This is a genomic window from uncultured Abyssibacter sp. (assembly GCF_964000955.1).
In the GTDB taxonomy this organism is placed as follows: domain Bacteria; phylum Pseudomonadota; class Gammaproteobacteria; order Nevskiales; family OUC007; genus Abyssibacter.
Map to the genome: position 1 here is coordinate 1 of NZ_CAXFCL010000098.1, position 17,292 is coordinate 17,292.

A 17,292-nucleotide genomic window follows, 5' to 3' on the forward strand; every position below is an offset into this window, starting at 1 on the left:
AAGCCGGTCAAGCCGTCGACGTTACGGGGTGCGATTCGTGACGCGATCCAGCGTGCTCCGGCGGCCACCGGTCAGGCGTCGGGCGTGATGGCTCCATAGGCGGCCGATTCCGAGAGCTGCGACTCCGGGTCGCTGACATCCAGCTGCCGGACCGCGATCACGGCCGCGGTGCGGTTGCTGACCTTGAGCTTGCGGAGGATCGCGGTCACATGCGCCTTGATGGTCGCCTCGGTCACGTTCATCTCATAGGCGATCTGCTTGTTCAGCAGCCCGTCGGCCAGCATGGTCAGCACGCGGAATTGCTGCGGGGTCAGGCTGGCGACACGGTCCGCCAGCTCGCGCAGCGCGGTCTGCGCCGGCGAGGCGGGGCGGTTCACCGACTCCGGGAACCAGGTTTCACCGCTCAGTACCTGCTGGATCGCCGTGGCGATGGTCTGCGGTGGTGACGATTTCTGCACGTAGCCAACCGCGCCCAGCGTCATGGCCTGCTGCATCACCAGCGGATCGCTGATCGCCGAGATGATCAGCACCGGCAGGCTGGGGTAGCTGCCACGCAGAAACGCCAGCGTCGAGAAGCCGTAGGCGCCCGGCATGCGCAGGTCCAGCGTGCACAGATCGGCGTCCGGGTGATCCGTCACCGCCTGCTGCACGGCTCCGGCGGTGCCGGCCTCGATCACCCTGGCGCCGGGCAGCACCTGTTCCACCGCGCCGCACAGGGCCGAGCGCAGCAGCGGATGGTCATCGGCGACGATGACGGATGGTGGTTGCCCGGCGGTCGGTGTCATCTCAGGCGGCAAGCGCCTTGTGGCGGCTGATGAGCTCGTCGACCACGCCGGGATCGGCCAGCGTCGACGTGTCGCCGAGGCTGTCGAAGGCGTTCTCCGCGATCTTGCGCAGAATCCGGCGCATGATCTTGCCCGAGCGGGTCTTCGGCAGGCCGGGCGCCCACTGCAGGATGTCCGGTGTCGCGATCGGCCCGATCTCGGAGCGGACCCACTGCTTGAGCTCGGAGGCCAGCGCGTCGTTCTCGACCACGCCCGCGGTGGTCGTCACGTAGATGTAGATGCCCTGACCCTTGATATCGTGCGGATAACCGACGACAGCGGCTTCGGACACGGCCGGATGCGCGACCAGCGCGGACTCGATCTCCGCGGTGCCCAGCCGGTGGCCGGAGATGTTCAGCACGTCGTCGACACGGCCGGTGATCCAGTAGAAGTCGTCTCCGTCGCGCCGCGCGCCGTCGCCGGTGAAGTAGCGGCCGGGGTAGGTCGAGAAATAGGTTTGCACGAAGCGTTCGTGATCACCGAACACCGTGCGCATCTGGCCCGGCCAGGAGTCGAGAATGACCAGGTTGCCCTCGGTCGCGCCTTCCTTGATCTGGCCGTGCTCGTCGACCAGCGCCGGCTGGATGCCGAAGAAGGGCTTGGTCGCGGAGCCGGGCTTGAGCGCCCGGGCGCCGGGTAGCGGCGTGATCAGAATCCCGCCGGTTTCCGTCTGCCACCAGGTGTCGACGATGGGGCAGCGGCTTTCGCCTACGACCCGGTGATACCACTCCCAGGCCTCCGGGTTGATCGGTTCGCCAACGCTGCCGAGCAGTCGCAATGATTCGCGCGTGGTCTGTTCGACCGGGCCATTGCCCTCGCGCATCAGCGCGCGGATCGCGGTGGGCGCGGTGTAGACGATGTTGATGTGATGCTTGTCGACGATCTGCCACATCCGCGACGCATCGGGATAGGTCGGCACGCCCTCGAACATGGTCGTGATCGCGCCGTTCGCCAGCGGTCCGTAGACGATGTAAGAGTGGCCGGTGACCCAGCCGACATCGGCGGCGCACCAGTAGCGGTCGCCGTCGTGGTAGTCGAAGACGTACTGATGCGTCATCGACGCGTAGACGATGTAGCCACCGGAGGTGTGCAGCACGCCCTTGGGTTTGCCGGTGGAACCCGAAGTGTAGAGGATGAACAGCGGGTCCTCGGCGTTCATCGGTTCCGGCGGGCAGTCGGCCGAAGCCTCGGCCATGGCCTCGTGGTACCAGACATCGCGATCCGACCAATCCACCACGCCGCCGGTGCGACGAACGACCAGCACCTTCTCCACGTGCTGGGCGCCGGGTCGTTCCAGCGCGGCATCGACATTGCTCTTGAGCGCGACGGTTCGGCCACCGCGATAGCCTTCGTCGGCAGTGATGACGAAACGGGACTTGCCGTCCTCGATGCGGCCGGCCAGCGCATCCGGCGAGAACCCGGCGAAGACCACCGAATGCACGGCGCCGATACGGGCGCAGGCCAGCATGGTGTAGGCAGCCTCGGGAATCATCGGCATGTAGATCGTGACCACGTCACCCTTGGTCACGCCCATGGACTTGAGCACGTTGCCCAGGCGGCTGACGTGATCGTGGAGTTCGCGGTAGCTGATCTCCAGGCTGGGCTCGTCCGGGGAATCCGCCTCCCAGATGATCGCGGTCTGATCCGCGCGATCGGCGAGATGCCGGTCCACGCAGTTGGCGCAGACGTTCAGTTCGCCGTCCTCGTACCAGCGGATGTGAACATCGCCCGGTCCGAAACTCACATCCTTGATCTTGGTCGGCGCCTTGATCCAGTCGATGCGACTGGCCTGTTCGGCCCAGTAGCCTTCGTTGTCTTCCACCGAACGGGCGTATTCCCGCTCGTAGCGCGCTGCATCGATGTGTGCCGAATGTGACCAGGATGATGGAACGGGGTAGAGGTGTTCTTCCGACACGGGTTGTCTCCTGCACTTGATTTGAATTGGGCCGATGATCGCCCGGGGCGAGCCCCGGGCCACTCAACCATGGCTTGCGTTATTGGATGGTGAAGCCACCCCCGCAGCCTATTCGACTTTGGTCTCAGTACGCATACTTCGCCGAGAACTGGACGCGGTCAAATGCGCCCTCCGCACCGGTGGCCATCTCCCGTTCGGCATGCATGAACTCGATGCCGGTGGTCAGGCTGGGCGTTACCGAATGCAGCAGATTGACGTGCACCGACGAGGCGGTCTCGACATCGCCGTCGCCGTCGAACATGCCATAGACCAGCGAACTGCGCGTCTTCGGCGTCCAGAAATGCCGATAGGCGATGTAGCCGGCGGTGCTGTCGATCAGATCGATGTCGCCGCCCGCATCGACATTGGCGTCGAAGTTCGAGATCACGCCTACGTACCGTCCCAGGCCACTGCCGGCCGTGGCCATGAACTTGAGATCATCCCTGGCACCCACCTTGAACTTGCCGGAGACGCTGACACCGCCGCCGACCGCGGAGTCATCGACGCCGGCCGGGTCTTGCGACTCCACCGAACGGATCAGGCCGGCGAGCACCAGCGGCCCGGCGTTCCAGCGCAGCGCGACATCGGGCAGGGTGTTGTCGTCGGTGGTGGTGTCACCTGCGATGCGGCTCTCGGGGTTCTCGACCGCGATCTGGAAGTTGCCGGCGGTGTAGCGAACCATCGGCTGGCGGATGAACACGGTGCTCTCCGCCGGGCCGATGAAGTCCAGGGTCTCGGGCAGGGCGCCGACGTTCTGGAAGGTTGACCAGGTCTGTCCGAACAGCCAGTTGCCGTAGGTGATGAAGGCCTGGCGCAGGCGTGGCTGATAGGAGTTGCTGATGGTCTCGTTGCCGGCGTCGCTGTTGTTGAAGTCGACCTCAAGGTGGGTCTTCACGGTCTCGCCGTTCTCCAGCGGGGTTTCGGTGCCGACGATCAGCCGGGTCTGCTTGGCGTGCATGTCGTAGACGGTCACGCCGCCGGAGCCGTCGTCCAGGGGCACGCTGCGCGGGCCGGCGTAGTAGTCGCGGCCCAGCGGTTCCAGCGACGCCGTCGGATAGGCGTCGTAGTCCGTCACCATCGCGTCCAGCTTGATGTAGCCCTTGACCGTGACGGTGGTCTTGCCGACCGTCATCGACTTGTGGGGCGGGGCCTTCTGCGCGGGTTTGGCGTCATCCGGCAGAAACTGATCATTCGTCGTGACCTGGGTGGTTTGCGCGGACACGCCGGCGGATGCGGCCAGCAGCACGGAGCAAACGGCAAGGCGGACGGGTGCCTGGGGCAGTGTGGTCATGCGGACTCCTCCTGTTATTAGTGGTCGCGATCATTTGCTTCCGGGGTCTGATCGTCTATTGGCCTTTAGTCGAAATCCGCCGCGTCTTCGACCATGGTCGGATGCGTTGATGGCACGGGTGGCGGGCACAAAAAAGCCCCGGATCAACCGGGGCTTTCTGCGCTCGGGGACTTGTGCCGGCTAGGCTGATTTCTTCAGATCCTCGATGCGGATCTTCCATTCCGCGGGGCCGGTTTCGTGCACCGATGCGCCGTTGCTGTCCACCGCGACGGTGACCGGCATGTCCTTGACCTCGAACTCGTAGATCGCCTCCATGCCCAGATCCTCGAAGGCGACGACGCGGGAGCCGACGATGGCCTTGGAGACCAGATAGGCGGCGCCGCCCACGGCCATCAGGTAGACCGACTGGTGCTTCTTGATCGCCTCGCGGGCGACGGGGCCGCGCTCGGCCTTGCCGATCATGCCGAGCAGGCCGGTGTGTTCGAGAATGTAGTCGGTGAACTTGTCCATCCGCGTCGCCGTGGTCGGGCCGGCGGGGCCGACGACCTCGTCGCGGACCGGGTCGACCGGGCCCACGTAGTAGATGAAGCGGCCGTGCAGGTCCAGACCCTCGGGCAGGCCTTCGCCGGACTGCAGCAGGCTGGTCAGCCGCTTGTGGGCGGCATCGCGGCCGGTGAGCATCTTGCCGTTGAGCAGCAGCGTTTCACCCGGTTTCCAGCCGCGCACGTCCTCGGCGGTTACCGTGTCCAGATCGACGCGCTTGGAGGCGCCGCCACCTTCGCGGCTGACCACCGGCCAGTCATCCAGCGACGGTGGTGTCTGGAACGACGGCCCGGAGCCGTCGAGCACGAAATGCGCATGGCGGGTCGCGGCGCAGTTCGGGATCATCGCCACCGGCAGGTTGGCCGCATGGGTCGGGTAATCCTTGATCTTGATGTCCAGCACCGTGGTCAGCCCGCCCAGGCCCTGCGCGCCAATGCCCAGATCGTTGACCGCGTCCATGATCTCCAGGCGCAGTTCCTCGGCGCGGTTCCGCGGGCCGCGCTCACGCAGCTCGCCGATGTCGATCGGGTCCATCAGCGCTTCCTTGGCCATGACCATGGCTTTTTCCGCGGTGCCGCCGATGCCGATGCCCAGCATGCCGGGCGGGCACCAGCCGGCGCCCATGGTCGGCACGGTCTTGACCACCCAGTCGACGATGGAATCCGACGGATTGAGCATCACGAACTTGGTCTTGGCCTCGGAGCCACCGCCCTTGGCGGCGACCTGGATGTCCACGGTGTCGCCGGGGACGATTTCCATGTGGATCACGGCCGGAGTGTTGTCCCGCGTGTTCTGCCGCTTGCCGGCCGGGTCCGCGAGGATGGAGGCGCGCAGCACGTTGTCCGGGTTGCTGTAGGCGCGGCGCACGCCTTCGTTGATCATGTCGGTGACCGACAGATCGGCATCCCACTGCACGTTCATGCCCACCTTGACGAACACGGTGACGATGCCGGTGTCCTGGCAGATCGGGCGATGACCTTCCGCGCACATCCGCGAGTTGATCAGGATCTGCGCCATCGCGTCCTTGGCCGCCGGATTCTGTTCGCGCTCGTAGGCCGCGTGGATGGCCTGGATGAAATCCAGCGGGTGGTAGTACGAGATGAATTGCAGCGCGTCGGCGACGCTGTCGATCAGGTCGTCCTGACGGATGACGGTCATGCGGATCTCCCGAATGGAATGCGTTTTCGGGCGCGGATTGTAGGCGATTGCGGGCCCGGCGGCATGGCCGGGCACGCGTCGCCGCCTCAGCAGGTCATGTTCAGCTTGATCCGCGTCTTCGGGTTGAAGTACTTGATCGTCGCCTTCTTGAAATTCGTGTCGACGAACAGGTTGCAGTAGTACTCGCCCTTGCGCCACGCCATCGACACGCTGGTGTGGTTGGAATAGTTCAGCTCGAAGCGGCCGTCGAACGCCGGGTAGCTGTTGCGGAATTCCATGAGCTTGAGCAGGCGTTTGACCACGGGCCGGTGAACGGCTTCCTCGACCTCGTCGTGGGTGTAGAACTTGCGGTTGATGTCGCGAAGCTCGCCGCTGCGGCGCATCAGCATGTCGTCGTTGATGCCCGCCAGCAGGCCGACGTAGTAGACCTGCGGGATGCCGGGCGTGAAGAACTGGATCGCGCGGGCGCAGATGTAGGCGTCGTCGTTCTGCTTGAGCGCGTCGTAGAACGTACAGGTGAGCTGGTAGATCGCGCCGACGCTGTGCACGTTGGCCGCGGACCGGCGCAGGATCGGATCGGCCGAACGGTCCTGCACGTTGTCGACCATCGCCTGGATCTTCTCCTTGGGGAGAATGCCCTCGACGTCGGGAATGCAGATGCCGTCGTGGGTATCCAGCACCGTGCACTGGTTGCGGGGGCAGACGCGCAGCCAGTTCTTGAGGTATTCGGTGTTGTTGTCCAGCAGCGTGTAGAGCAGCAGCGGGGGCAGGGCGAATCCGTAGGCCCACATGCCGCGGTTGGCGATGGCGAACTGATAGCTGGAGTGGTCGTGGACCTCGGGCAGCACCTCGGCGTTGTACTCGCGGGCCAGGTTGTTGATCCACTCGAGGATTTCGTAGACGCGGGGTTCGACCAGAAAGCAGCTGGTGCCGAGAATCTTGGTCGTGTAGCCGAAGGCGTCCAGACGGAACAGCTTGACGCCGCGCGACGTGAGGAACTCGATGTACTCCTCCATCAGCGCGTAGGTCTTCTCGCTCTTGTAGTTCAGATCGATCTGATGTTCGGTGAAGGTGCACCAGACCTGTCCGGTGGACCCGTCGGCGAATTCGACGTCGCGGAACGGTTCCTTCTCCTTTCGGATATGGATCTTCGCCATGTCATCCGGCGTGATCTCGCCCATCTCGTGGATGTGGACGAACAGGTCCGCATATTCGGACTTGTAGCCCTTCTCGATGAAATCCTTGAACTCGACGGATTCGTCCGAGATGTGGTTCAGGGTCAGGTCGAGGCAGAGATCGTATTTCTCCGAAATGCGTTCGACATCCTCCCAGGTGCCGTAGGCGGGGTCGACCTCCTTGTGGGTCAGGGGCGAGAAGCCGCCATCGGCGTTGGACGGATAGATCGGCAGGATGTGCACGCCGCCGACGGCCTTGGCGAAGTGTTGTTCAAGAATGTCGAAAAGGTCGCGAAGATTGTCGCCCATGCGGTTGGGGTAGGCGATAAGTTGCACCTGATTCTTGAGCATCGACAGAGTCCTTCTGGCAGTCATCAAGGGAGTGTCGATGAGAGCCCGCCACCATCCGCTCGTTCCGCCGCGCGGGGATTCGAACCGGGTATCTCATGGACATGGTCCCAACGACTCTACCGCCCACGGACGCTTGTTGCGAACTGGTCCGGGCCTGTACGGCGCTATAATGATCCCGTCGTCACTCCAGAGGAGCCTGCCGTGCGAATCCTGTCCGGACTCATGCTGATCAGCTGCATCGCGGTATTCGGCCAGCCAGCCGAAGCGCGCAAGGACGCACGATTCGATGGCGTCGAGTACTACGGAGACCCCGACGAGGGTTTCTTCGGTGATCCGTCTACCGGCTACCACGGCATGCCACTGCGTGAGCTCGATGAGCCCGTCCGCAGCTATCGTGTGGCCAAGGATTCCGACACGCCGTATCTCACCTTGCCGCCGGCCCGGGTGATCGAGTTCAACAAGGACATCTACGGCGACTAGGCCGGCTAGTCCGCCGCGACGAAAACCGGACCTTCGAGTTTTCGGACCATGGTCTTGCCGGACCGTGACGTCAGATCGTCCGCGATGATGACCACATAGCGGCCGACCGGCAGCGGATCGGTCTGGACCAGCGCCGGGTTGCGGCCGCTGCTCCAGGTGACCCGGACGGTGTTGCCGGCGTCGTTGAGCACCCGGACGTGGCTGGCGACCGCATCCAGCGATGCCGGTGCCTCGGTGAAGAGCAGGGCAACGCCATGCGCCTCGCCTTGCGCCTCGCCGGCGAAGCGCAGACTCAGGGCGTTTTCCGGGACATTCCCCGCGGTCGGCCACCAGGGCTTGAGATCCAGCGCGGAAGGCTTGGGCGCCGTGCGCACCGGCGCGGGAGCCTGTTGCGCGGGGCGAATCGGTTTCGGAGCGGTTCCGGTGGAGCGGGCGGGGGACGTGGCGTTGGCGTCCGAGGTTGCCGCTGCCGCCGGAGCGGCGGTCTGCCTAGCCTCGGATTCGGCCGTGACCAGTGTGGTGTCTTCCGTCTGTTCGGTGTCTTCGGCGATCGGCTCCGGCTGCGAGACTGGCTGCTGCTCCGCGGGTTCGGTCGATGCCGCCGAGAAGTCGGTCACGGAGTCGACATAGGCCATCAGTTCGTCCGTCGCCACATCGCGGGCGATCCGGTCCGCGATGCGCTGCGCGACACGCCTCGCTTCTCGGGCCGCAATCTGCTGCGGGCCTGAAAGCGTGTTGATGTCGGGTTCGGCGGGCAGGTCCGGAGGCGGGGTCGAGGCTTGTCCGTCGGTCCGCTCGACAATGGTGTCGCGAGCCGCCTGCCTGGCCGCCTGCGAGGCGATGCGCGCGGCAACCCGTTCGGCTTCCTCGCGGCCGATGCGCGTTGCCTCGGCGGCGCTGATGTCGCCCTCATCCCGCGCCGTGGCGAACAGCGATGTGGACTGGCCGGTCATGCGTTTCAGGTTGGCCGAATCCAGCAGAAACCGGTCAACGGCGAAGAAAACGACAACGGCGACTGCGGTGAGGGCGAGCAGCGTGAGAACAACGCCGATCGCACCGCCGCGCATGCGGTGGCGCAGGGTCATGAGCAAACTCGGTGGGTGGCCGGTGCGTACCGGCAAATCGATGCCGCGCGGACGCGGCGAGTGAATCGGTGATGGGCGCTCAGAGCTGCGAGGCCACTTCCTGCTCGGCGGTTTCGATCGCGACCCGGGCTGCGGTTGCCTCCGCGACCTGCCGCGCGATTCGCCGGATCTCGGCCTCTCGCGATGACATCTGGCGTGCTTGATCGGCCCGCGGCGTCAGTTTTGCAGGTTCGGTGGCCCCGAAGACAGCGTCGGCGTTGACGCCGGTACTGTCCCGCTCCGGAGTCGATCGGTCGATCAATGTGTCCAGCGTCAGCATGGTGCCGAACGTCACACCAGCGACGAGCAAGAACATGATCAAGGTACCTGCGCGCAGCATATATTCCCCGGTGTCCAACTTGCTTGATGTCTGGAGCGGGACTTTGCCCAAGGCTGGAAGACGAGTCAATTTGGCTCGCGGCGCCCGTCGCCCCCGCGGGATCGCAGGCGGTGCCACCGCCCCGACGTCGAAACCCGCTTGGCGTCGATGGGTCTGGGGTCTATGCTCCGGCCGCCCCCGCAGCCTTGTATCGCATTGATGTATCAACTCGCACGTCCCGCGCTGTTCGCCATGGATGCTGAGTCCGCCCATCGTTTCACCCTGGGCGCGCTGCGACGGGCGCCGTGGCTGCTTTCGGCATTCCCGGAAGCCGGAGAAGACCCGGTGGAGGTGATGGGGCTGCGATTCAGGAACCGGCTCGGTCTCGCCGCCGGACTGGACAAGAATGCCGAATGCATCGATGCCTGGACGCGGCTGGGGTTCGGGTTGATCGAGATCGGCACCGTGACGCCGAAACCGCAGCCCGGCAATCCTCGTCCGCGCATGTTCCGGCTGCCTGAGCATGGCGCGATCATCAACCGGCTCGGGTTCAACAATGCGGGGCTGGACGTGGTCCTCGACAACATCCGCGGCTCGGACCGGGGGGGCGCCAGACTGGGCATCAACCTGGGCAAGAATGCGGTCACGCCGGCCGAGCACGCGCTGGATGACTATCGCGAAGGCATGCAGCGGGCCTATGAGCTGGCCGATTACCTGACGGTCAATATCTCGTCGCCGAACACCGTCGGGTTGCGGGATCTGCAGGCCGGCCAGGCACGTGATGCCCTGTTGCGTGGGCTGGCGGACTGTCGCGAGATGCTCGCCCAGCAACATGGCCGACGAGTGCCGGTTGCCATCAAGATTGCTCCGGATCTCGAGCCGGACGAGGTGCGGACCCTGGGCGATGCGGTCGTCAACGTGGGATTCGAAGCCCTGATTGCGACGAACACGACGATACACCGCGACGCGGTCGCGGGGCATCGTTACGCGGGCGAGGCGGGGGGGCTTAGCGGCGACCCGGTCAGGGAACCGTCGACGCGATTGCTGCGACTGCTGCGCGAGCATCTCGGCTCGGCCTGCGCGCTGATCGGGGTGGGCGGCGTGATGCGACCGGAGCATGCCGTCGAGAAGCTTCGGGCCGGTGCCGACCTCGTGCAAATCTATACCGGGTTTATCTATGCCGGACCCGCGCTGGTCGCGCGGAGCGTCGATGTCATGCGACAGGCTGGTTTCACTCAAGTGAAACCTTGATGCCGCAAGCTATTCCGCTTATTAATGTCGGATCGATCGGCGGTTACCCCGGGGACCAAGGGTACCGATGATCCGGTCATCAAGAATCTCTGTCATCAAGGAAGACTCCATGAAACGTTTGCTCTCGGTGTCGGCACTTGCCGTCACCTTCGCCTCGGGCCCGGCTGCGGCCGTGAATACGGATGGGTTTGACATCCCGTACATTGGCATCGGCGCCGAGTTCGTTGCCGTGGATTCGATCCGCGAGAATGATGATGGCCTGGGCGGTCGGGTTCGTCTGGGTTTCCCGCTGCCCTACGACAGCAGCGCGCTGGAAATCAGCCTCTACAGCAACGCCATGGAGCGTGACCTGGATGGCGAGGACGACTACCAGGCAGGCTTGTTCGTGGACTACGTCTACGACCTGACGGGTCTGGTCGGCAGCCTGCCGGTCAAGCCGTTCCTGCTTGCCGGTCTGGGCATGTCGGAAGATGACATTCTCGGCAACAACGACTTCCACCCGGCGGTGAACGCTGGCGGTGGTGTGCTGGTGCCCGTGCTCAACGGCATCGCGCTGCGGGCCGAGGCGCGTTACATGGCCCAGTTCAACAGCGAGCACTACGACGACGAGAACATGGTCAACGACCTGCGCATCAACCTCGGCGTGCAGATTCCGCTGTCCTGGCACTACGGCGCGCCCAGCGCGGCGGAGCCGGTCAAGGAGGAATGCGACCTGACCGTGATCGACCCCCAGACCGGTCGTACCGACTGTGTCGTGGATACCGATCAGGACGGCGTGATCGATCAGAAGGACAACTGCCCCGGCACTCCGCTGGGTACGGTCGTCAACGCCAGTGGCTGCCCGTTGGCGAAGGCCAAGGACAGCGATGGTGACGGCGTCACCGACACCTTTGATCGCTGCCCCGACAGCGCGCCGGGTGCCGAGGTGGACGAGCAGGGTTGCGAGGTTCCCGAGGTCATCGTGCTGCATGGCGTGACCTTCGAAACCGGGTCTGCGACGCTGACCGCCAATGCGGAAATCGTGCTGAACCGTCAGGCCGAGACCATGAAGACGCAGCGTGCGGCCCTGGTCGAAGTGGCGGGACACACCGATTCTCGCGGCGCCGCGGAGTACAACCAGAAGCTGTCGCAGGATCGTGCCCAGGCCGTGGTCGACTATCTGGTTGCACAGGGCATTCAGGCCTCCCGGCTGACGGCGCGTGGCTACGGTGAATTCGAACCGGTTGCCAGCAACGAAACCGAGGAAGGACGCGAGCTCAACCGTCGTGTCGAACTGCGCGTCATCGCCGAATAGGCTTGCCGCATGAAAAAAGCCCCGGCTGGTCCGGGGCTTTTTTGTGGCCGCTGGGCGAGGAGCCCTGGAGCTTTCCAGGTCAGACCAGGCGATTCATCCCGTTGAGCGCGGCGACGCGATAGGCCTCCGCCATGGTCGGGTAGTTGAACGTCGTGTCGATGAAGTACTGCAGCTGGCGTTCGCCGCCACGGGCCATGACGGCCTGCCCGATGTGAACAATCTCCGACGCCGCTTCCCCGAAGCAGTGGATACCCAGAATTTCCTGCGTGTCCACATGAAAGATCAGCTTCAGCATGCCCACGGTTTCGCCGACCATTTGCGCGCGAGCCAGGTGCTTGAAGAAGGCGTGGCCGATTTCGTAGGGCACGCCTTGCTCCGCCAGTTCGCGCTCGGTGCGACCCACGGAGCTGATTTCGGGAATCGTGTAGATGCCGGTGGGCATCAGGTCGAATCGCAGCGAATGGGCCGCGCCGGAGACGATATGCCCCGCGGCGAACCGGCCCTGATCGTAGGCGCTGGAGGCCAGTGCGGGAAAGCCGACCACGTCTCCCACCGCGTAGATCGACGGCACGTCGGTCTGGTAGTGCTCATTGACCTTGAGCTGGCCACGGCCATCCGCCTCCAGCCCGGCGGCCTCCAGATTCAGTGAGTCGGTGTTGCCGGTGCGGCCATTTGCCCACAGCAGATAGTCGGACTTGATGCGGCGACCGGATTCGAGGTGCAGGACCACGTCGTGGTCACGCGGCTCGACGCGAGCCATCCGCTCGTTGTGCCGGATCGTCACGCCGCGATCCCGCAGGTGATAGGACAGCGCCTCGGTGATCTCGTCGTCCATGTAGGAGAGCAGCCGCGACTGCGTATTGACCAGATTCACCCGAATGCCCAGATGGCTGAAGATCGAGGCGTACTCGGAGCCGATGACGCCCGCGCCATAGATCGTTATCGAACGCGGATGCTCGTCGCATTCCAGAATCGTGTCGCTGTCGTGGATGCGCGGGTGCGAAAAATCGATCTCCGGTGGCCGATAGGGGCGCGACCCCGGCGCCAGCACGATCGAGTCGGCGGTGAGCCGCTGGGTTGGCGAGCCGGATGCGGTCACCTCGATCGTGTTGGGGTCGATGAACCGCGCCGTCCCCTCGATCAGCGGGACGTGGTTGCGCTCGTAGTAGCCGCGCCGCAACGCCACCTGCCGGCTGACGACGCTGTCTGCATTGCGCAGAATTTCGGGGTAGGTGAGGTGCAAATCCTTGCGAAACTGCTGATAAAGCGGCTCTCTGCGTATCTCCGAATAGCGCCGTGCGGCGTGGCGCAGCGCCTTGCTGGGGATCGTGCCCCAGTGCGTGCAACCGCCGCCGACATCGATGTAGCGTTCGACGGCGGCGACCGATTTCCGATTCTTGGCCGCCATCATCGACGCGCCTTCGCCCCCCGGGCCGCTCCCGATCACCAACACGTCGTAGTGAGTGCCACGCTTCGCCAAGACCGCATCTCCAGACCACTAAATTCACGCTAAATCATAGCACTGCGTGACCTTGTTCGATTCGGATTTACCGTTCGTTCACGGGATGTGTGTGATATAAACGTAGGGTAAATTTTCCTTCCGTTGTGCTTGGGGATTCGCATGTCGAATGGTTTCGGCAGTCAGTTGGCTTATTTCGCGGAACAGCAGTGCGGGCGCCAGTGGCGTGCATTCTTGTCTGCGCTCGCCGAGGAACTCGCCGAACAGATGTCGGATGAGGAGATCCAGTCCTTCATGTATGTGCTGGGTCGCCGGATGGGCGCGGCCGTCACGCCGGTCGAGGCCGAGACGCTCGAAGACATGGAACATGCGGCCAATGCCATCTGGTCTGACTGGAACTGGGGGCTGGTGCGTTTCAAGGACGTGCAGACCAGCCTGGAAGTCGTGCATGACTGCGCGCCGTTTCGCGCCGCATTCGGCGAGCATGGTGTGACCTGGGCCGGCGCGCTACTGGAAGGCATCTATAGCCGCTGGTTCGAGACGTTCGGCGCCGGTGACGATCTGGTACTCCGGCAAATCGAAATTGATGAGGGAGACGTCGACAGTTATCGCTTCCGTCTGGCGCATCGCTCGCTGTTCGGCTGATCTGTTGATTGATGCAGAGATCGGCTCATGAGTAACAAAGGCGAGGACGTCAAGCAGCTGTTTGCTCACCTTGGCCTCGATCCGTCGACTTATCGCGACATCAAGGGCGAGGGCGATGGTCCGGGCCCCGACGCCGTCAAGCCGAAAGGCGCATCCAGGCCCAAGGCCCGCAAGATGCCCGAATCCGACGGGCCGGTGATCGACCCCGAAGACTATCCGCCACCGCCACGCGTTCAGCACAACAACAACGCAAAGGAACAGGCCGAACTCGACGCGTTGCGGGCGGCGTCCGCATCGTCGGAGCCCGAACCGGAAGCCGAGTCCGAGATCGAGCCGGAGCCTGAGGCCGAACCGGTTACGGAGCCCGAGTTTGTTGATGACGCTGGCACGGAACCGGAGCCCGTCGACGAGACGCCGGAACCGGTGGTTGCGCAGACGGACGAACCCGAGGTCGACGAACTCGCGCTGATCGAAGCGATGCCCGATCGGTGGTCGCTGCTGGCTTCGCTGGGTGCACAGAAATTTCCCGTTGCCGACATTCCTGACGAGCCGGTGGAACTGGGCGAGTGGAGCCACGCGCCGGAAGACAGCATCGATCTGGAGCAGGATTCGCCGCGCCTGCGCCGGGCTGGCAGCCTGGCCGCTCTGGTGCGAGGCACCGAGCGCGTGGCCCAGTCGGCACGGCGGATGATCTCGGAGGATGATGTTCGACAGGAGCCGGTCGCCGACGTGGTCGACGAAGACGTCCGCCATGCCCCGCCGGAACCGGAATCGCCGGAGCCCGTCGAACCCGAACTGACGCAGGCCGCGACGCCCGAGCCGACGGGTCAGGCTGAGGTCATCAAGGAAGAACGCTCAGAAGCCGGAGGTACGACCGTGAACGCATCGTCCGAAGCGCCCGCTGATGCCGTAACCCAACAGGAGGGTGGGCGCCCCGCGCGCCCGACCAGTGGAGCCATTGCCAAGCTGATGGGGCGGCTGGGCCAGCCTCCGGTGCAGCGCAGGCCGGAGGGAGCCAAGCTGAAACTACACTATGAACGCAGAGAAGCGCCCATGGTGGCGGAGAATCACCTGGATCAGAGTCTGCCTTCAGTTTTTGGGCGTCTTGAAAAGTCACGAGTCGACTGACGCGACGACACCGATACCCGAACCGCCACCGAAACAAGGACATCAGGGGAACATGCTGGGGAAGTCGAGCAAACGGCCCAAGCGCATCGCCATCGTCTCGCCCAAGGGCGGTGTCGGCAAGACGACCGTGACCGCGAATCTGGCGGAGGCGCTGGTGGCGCTGGGGCGTCGCGTGTGCGCGGTGGACCTGGATGCCCAGAATGCATTGCAGTTTCATCTGTCCGCCGATCCCGTGAATCCCGAGGGGCTGGCCTCGGCCACGTTGCGCGGCGATCCATGGAAGAACGGAACCCGCGACGGCATCGAGAATCTCAGCTTCCTGCCGTACGGATTTCTGTCCGAAACTCACCGGGATCGCTTTGAACACGCGGTGGTCGACGGTCAGGCCTGGCTGGCCGAGGGGCTCTCCACCGTGGATGCGAAGGGTGTCGACTACACCGTGTTCGATACGCCTCCGGGCCCGTCTGAATTCCAGCGTGCCGCCGTGGAGCTGGCGGATCTCGTTCTCGTGGTCGTGCTGCCCGACGCCGCATCGTTCATCACGGTGCCGACGGTCGAACGGACGATCGAGACCTATGCCGGCAAGGCCTGTGACCAGTTCCGGGGATTGTTCTTCCTGGTCAACCGGATGAACGAGGGTCGGGTGCTTTGCCGCGATGTGCAGGCCATGCTGAGTCAGCGTCTGGGCAATCGTCTCGTGCCGGTGGCGGTCCGGTTCGATGCGGCGGCCGAGGAGGCGCTCGCGGCGCAACAGACGGTACTCGCCTACGAACCGAACGGGCGTGCCGCGACCGATTTTGATGAGCTGGCCGCCTGGGTGGAGAAGACACTACGATGAATCGACCGTCGCCAGGCGTTGCGCAACCGTCACTGACCCCGGAGGCGGATTGGCGCCGGACCGGCGGTTTCATGCGCTACATGGATCGCCTGGCGAATCTGGGTGTCTGGGAGTCCAAGCTGTCGCTGCTCGTGGCGGTGATCATCGCCGCGGGGCCTTGCTGGTTGATCATCACGACGCCGGTCGGTCTGGCCTGGCAGGCGCTGTTCGCCATCGGATCGTTTGCGCTGTGTTCCTGGCTGCGTCGTTACGAGGGGCACCTGATCTCCATCACCATGATGATGATCTCGCTGCTCACCTCGTTCCGCTACTTCTACTGGCGGGTGACCGAGACGATCGGGGTCGGGGCGCCTGGGGTCACCTACGTCGACCTGTTCTTCGCGATCGGCCTGATCCTGGCCGAGTTCTACGCGGTGCTGGTGTTGATTCTCGGGTACTTCCAGGTGCTGTGGCCGCTGCATCGCAGGCCGTATCCGCTGCCGGAGGACACCGACCTGTGGCCGACGGTCGATGTCTTCGTTCCGACCTACAACGAGCCGATGGAGGTCGTGCGCCCGACGGTGCTTGCCGCGCTGCAGATTGACTGGCCCGAGGACAAGATCAAGGTCTACGTGCTCGACGACGGTTGCCGCGACGAGTTCGGCGAGTTCTGCGAGCAGGTCGGGGCGGTGCATCTGCCGCGCAAGGAATCCACGCACGCCAAGGCGGGCAACATCAACAAGGCGATGACGAAGACGTCCGGTGAACTCGTCACGATCTTCGACTGCGACCATATTCCGACCCGCTCCTTCCTCCAGGTCGCCGTTGGCTGGTTCCTGAAGGATCCGAAGATGGCGCTGGTGCAGCTGCCTCACCATTTCTTCTCCCCGGACCCGTTCGAGCGCAATCTCGGCACCTTCAAGCAGGTGCCGAACGAGGGCGAGCTGTTCTACGGTCTGTTGCAGGACGGCAACGATTTCTGGGATGCCACGTTCTTCTGTGGCTCCTGCGCGGTGCTGCGCCGGGAAGCGCTGGAGGAGGTCGGTGGCGTCGCGGTGGAGACCGTGACCGAAGACGCGCACACGGCGCTCAAGATGCATCGCCGCGGCTGGCGCTCGGCCTACATCAATGTCGCGCAGGCGGCCGGCCTGGCCACCGAATCGCTGTCCGCCCACATCGGTCAGCGGATTCGCTGGGCTCGAGGCATGGCGCAGATCTTCCGTCTGGACAATCCCTTGTTCAAGCGCGGACTGCGGTTCGGGCAGCGTCTCTGCTACGCGAACGCGATGCTGCACTTCTTCTACGGGTTGCCACGGATCGTGTTCCTGTCGGCACCGCTGTCCTACCTGTTGTTCGACGCCAAGATCATTCAGGCGCAGGCGTTGATGATCGCCGCCTACGCGATACCGCATCTGTTGATCGCGAACATGACCAACTCGCGGTTGCAGGGTCCGTTCCGTCATTCGTTCTGGGCCGAGG

General features: G+C 64.4%; 15 protein-coding genes. 7 read left to right on the forward strand and 8 right to left on the reverse strand.

Features of this window, described 5'->3' with window-relative positions; genetic code table 11:
* Positions 1 to 71 precede the first annotated feature (71 nt).
* From ABNS06_RS04570 to gtfA, 5 genes are all read right to left on the reverse strand, one after another.
* On the reverse strand, positions 72 to 785 hold the full coding sequence (locus ABNS06_RS04570; protein WP_348672845.1) for a response regulator transcription factor: 714 nt from the start codon (positions 783 to 785) through the stop codon (positions 72 to 74).
* A gap of 1 nt (position 786) precedes the next feature.
* Positions 787 to 2,739 (reverse strand): acetate--CoA ligase, encoded by a 1,953-nt coding sequence (acs, locus tag ABNS06_RS04575; protein WP_348672846.1) that lies wholly within the window; start codon positions 2,737 to 2,739, stop codon positions 787 to 789.
* 124 nt (positions 2,740 to 2,863) lie between these two features.
* Complete coding sequence (locus ABNS06_RS04580) at positions 2,864 to 4,069, reverse strand: DcaP family trimeric outer membrane transporter (protein ID WP_348672848.1); 1,206 nt, start codon at positions 4,067 to 4,069, stop codon at positions 2,864 to 2,866.
* Between the two features lie 180 nt (positions 4,070 to 4,249).
* Positions 4,250 to 5,770 carry a fumarate hydratase gene (locus tag ABNS06_RS04585; RefSeq protein ID WP_348672849.1) on the reverse strand — a complete coding sequence of 507 codons (1,521 nt, stop codon included), beginning with the start codon at positions 5,768 to 5,770 and terminating at the stop codon, positions 4,250 to 4,252.
* Positions 5,771 to 5,856: 86 nt separating this feature from the next.
* Complete coding sequence (gtfA, locus tag ABNS06_RS04590) at positions 5,857 to 7,296, reverse strand: sucrose phosphorylase (RefSeq protein ID WP_348672850.1); 1,440 nt, start codon at positions 7,294 to 7,296, stop codon at positions 5,857 to 5,859.
* Positions 7,297 to 7,497: 201 nt separating this feature from the next.
* Here gtfA and ABNS06_RS04595 point away from each other — a divergent pair, with 201 nt between their 5' ends.
* The gene (locus ABNS06_RS04595; protein WP_348672851.1) at positions 7,498 to 7,776 is read left to right on the forward strand and encodes a hypothetical protein; all 279 of its coding nucleotides are present in this window, start codon (positions 7,498 to 7,500) and stop codon (positions 7,774 to 7,776) included.
* A gap of 5 nt (positions 7,777 to 7,781) precedes the next feature.
* On the opposite strand, the gene ABNS06_RS04600 is transcribed toward ABNS06_RS04595, so the two are convergent.
* On the reverse strand, positions 7,782 to 8,861 hold the full coding sequence (locus ABNS06_RS04600) for a hypothetical protein (protein WP_348672852.1): 1,080 nt from the start codon (positions 8,859 to 8,861) through the stop codon (positions 7,782 to 7,784).
* A 79-nt stretch (positions 8,862 to 8,940) separates the two neighbouring features.
* Entirely contained in the window at positions 8,941 to 9,240 is a 300-nt protein-coding gene (locus ABNS06_RS04605) for a hypothetical protein (RefSeq protein ID WP_348672853.1), read from the reverse strand.
* A gap of 198 nt (positions 9,241 to 9,438) precedes the next feature.
* Between ABNS06_RS04605 and ABNS06_RS04610 the strand changes: the two genes are divergently transcribed.
* Entirely contained in the window at positions 9,439 to 10,470 is a 1,032-nt protein-coding gene (locus ABNS06_RS04610) for a quinone-dependent dihydroorotate dehydrogenase (protein WP_348672854.1), read from the forward strand.
* 109 nt (positions 10,471 to 10,579) lie between these two features.
* The gene (locus ABNS06_RS04615) at positions 10,580 to 11,764 is read left to right on the forward strand and encodes an OmpA family protein (protein WP_348672855.1); all 1,185 of its coding nucleotides are present in this window, start codon (positions 10,580 to 10,582) and stop codon (positions 11,762 to 11,764) included.
* 79 nt (positions 11,765 to 11,843) lie between these two features.
* Here ABNS06_RS04615 and sthA read toward each other — a convergent pair whose 3' ends face one another.
* Entirely contained in the window at positions 11,844 to 13,244 is a 1,401-nt protein-coding gene (sthA, locus tag ABNS06_RS04620; protein WP_348672856.1) for a Si-specific NAD(P)(+) transhydrogenase, read from the reverse strand.
* Between the two features lie 213 nt (positions 13,245 to 13,457).
* On the opposite strand from sthA, the gene bcsD reads away from it, so the two are divergent.
* From bcsD to ABNS06_RS04640, 4 genes are all read left to right on the forward strand, one after another.
* On the forward strand, positions 13,458 to 13,868 hold the full coding sequence (gene bcsD / locus ABNS06_RS04625; protein ID WP_348672857.1) for a cellulose biosynthesis protein BcsD: 411 nt from the start codon (positions 13,458 to 13,460) through the stop codon (positions 13,866 to 13,868).
* A gap of 27 nt (positions 13,869 to 13,895) precedes the next feature.
* Positions 13,896 to 14,996 (forward strand): hypothetical protein, encoded by a 1,101-nt coding sequence (locus ABNS06_RS04630; RefSeq protein WP_348672858.1) that lies wholly within the window; start codon positions 13,896 to 13,898, stop codon positions 14,994 to 14,996.
* 52 nt (positions 14,997 to 15,048) lie between these two features.
* Positions 15,049 to 15,834: a cellulose biosynthesis protein BcsQ gene (bcsQ, locus tag ABNS06_RS04635; RefSeq protein WP_348672859.1), complete on the forward strand. Its 786-nt coding sequence runs from the start codon at positions 15,049 to 15,051 to the stop codon at positions 15,832 to 15,834.
* Positions 15,831 to 17,292 (forward strand): glycosyltransferase (locus ABNS06_RS04640; protein ID WP_348672860.1); only part of this gene is annotated, 1,462 nt, incomplete at its 3' end. The genes bcsQ and ABNS06_RS04640, both read left to right, overlap by 4 nt.

Bases quoted from the DNA above. Each gene is read 5' to 3' on its own strand.
- bcsQ (WP_348672859.1), top strand. From the start codon at position 15,049: ATGCTGGGGAAGTCGAGCAAACGGCCCAAGCGCATCGCCATCGTCTCG.
- ABNS06_RS04605 (WP_348672853.1), bottom strand. From the start codon at position 9,240: ATGCTGCGCGCAGGTACCTTGATCATGTTCTTGCTCGTCGCTGGTGTG.
- ABNS06_RS04570 (WP_348672845.1), bottom strand. From the start codon at position 785: ATGACACCGACCGCCGGGCAACCACCATCCGTCATCGTCGCCGATGAC.
- gtfA (WP_348672850.1), bottom strand. From the start codon at position 7,296: ATGCTCAAGAATCAGGTGCAACTTATCGCCTACCCCAACCGCATGGGC.
- ABNS06_RS04630 (WP_348672858.1), top strand. From the start codon at position 13,896: ATGAGTAACAAAGGCGAGGACGTCAAGCAGCTGTTTGCTCACCTTGGC.
- ABNS06_RS04615 (WP_348672855.1), top strand. From the start codon at position 10,580: ATGAAACGTTTGCTCTCGGTGTCGGCACTTGCCGTCACCTTCGCCTCG.
- ABNS06_RS04610 (WP_348672854.1), top strand. From the start codon at position 9,439: ATGTATCAACTCGCACGTCCCGCGCTGTTCGCCATGGATGCTGAGTCC.
- ABNS06_RS04585 (WP_348672849.1), bottom strand. From the start codon at position 5,770: ATGACCGTCATCCGTCAGGACGACCTGATCGACAGCGTCGCCGACGCG.
- ABNS06_RS04580 (WP_348672848.1), bottom strand. From the start codon at position 4,069: ATGACCACACTGCCCCAGGCACCCGTCCGCCTTGCCGTTTGCTCCGTG.
- ABNS06_RS04600 (WP_348672852.1), bottom strand. From the start codon at position 8,861: ATGACCCTGCGCCACCGCATGCGCGGCGGTGCGATCGGCGTTGTTCTC.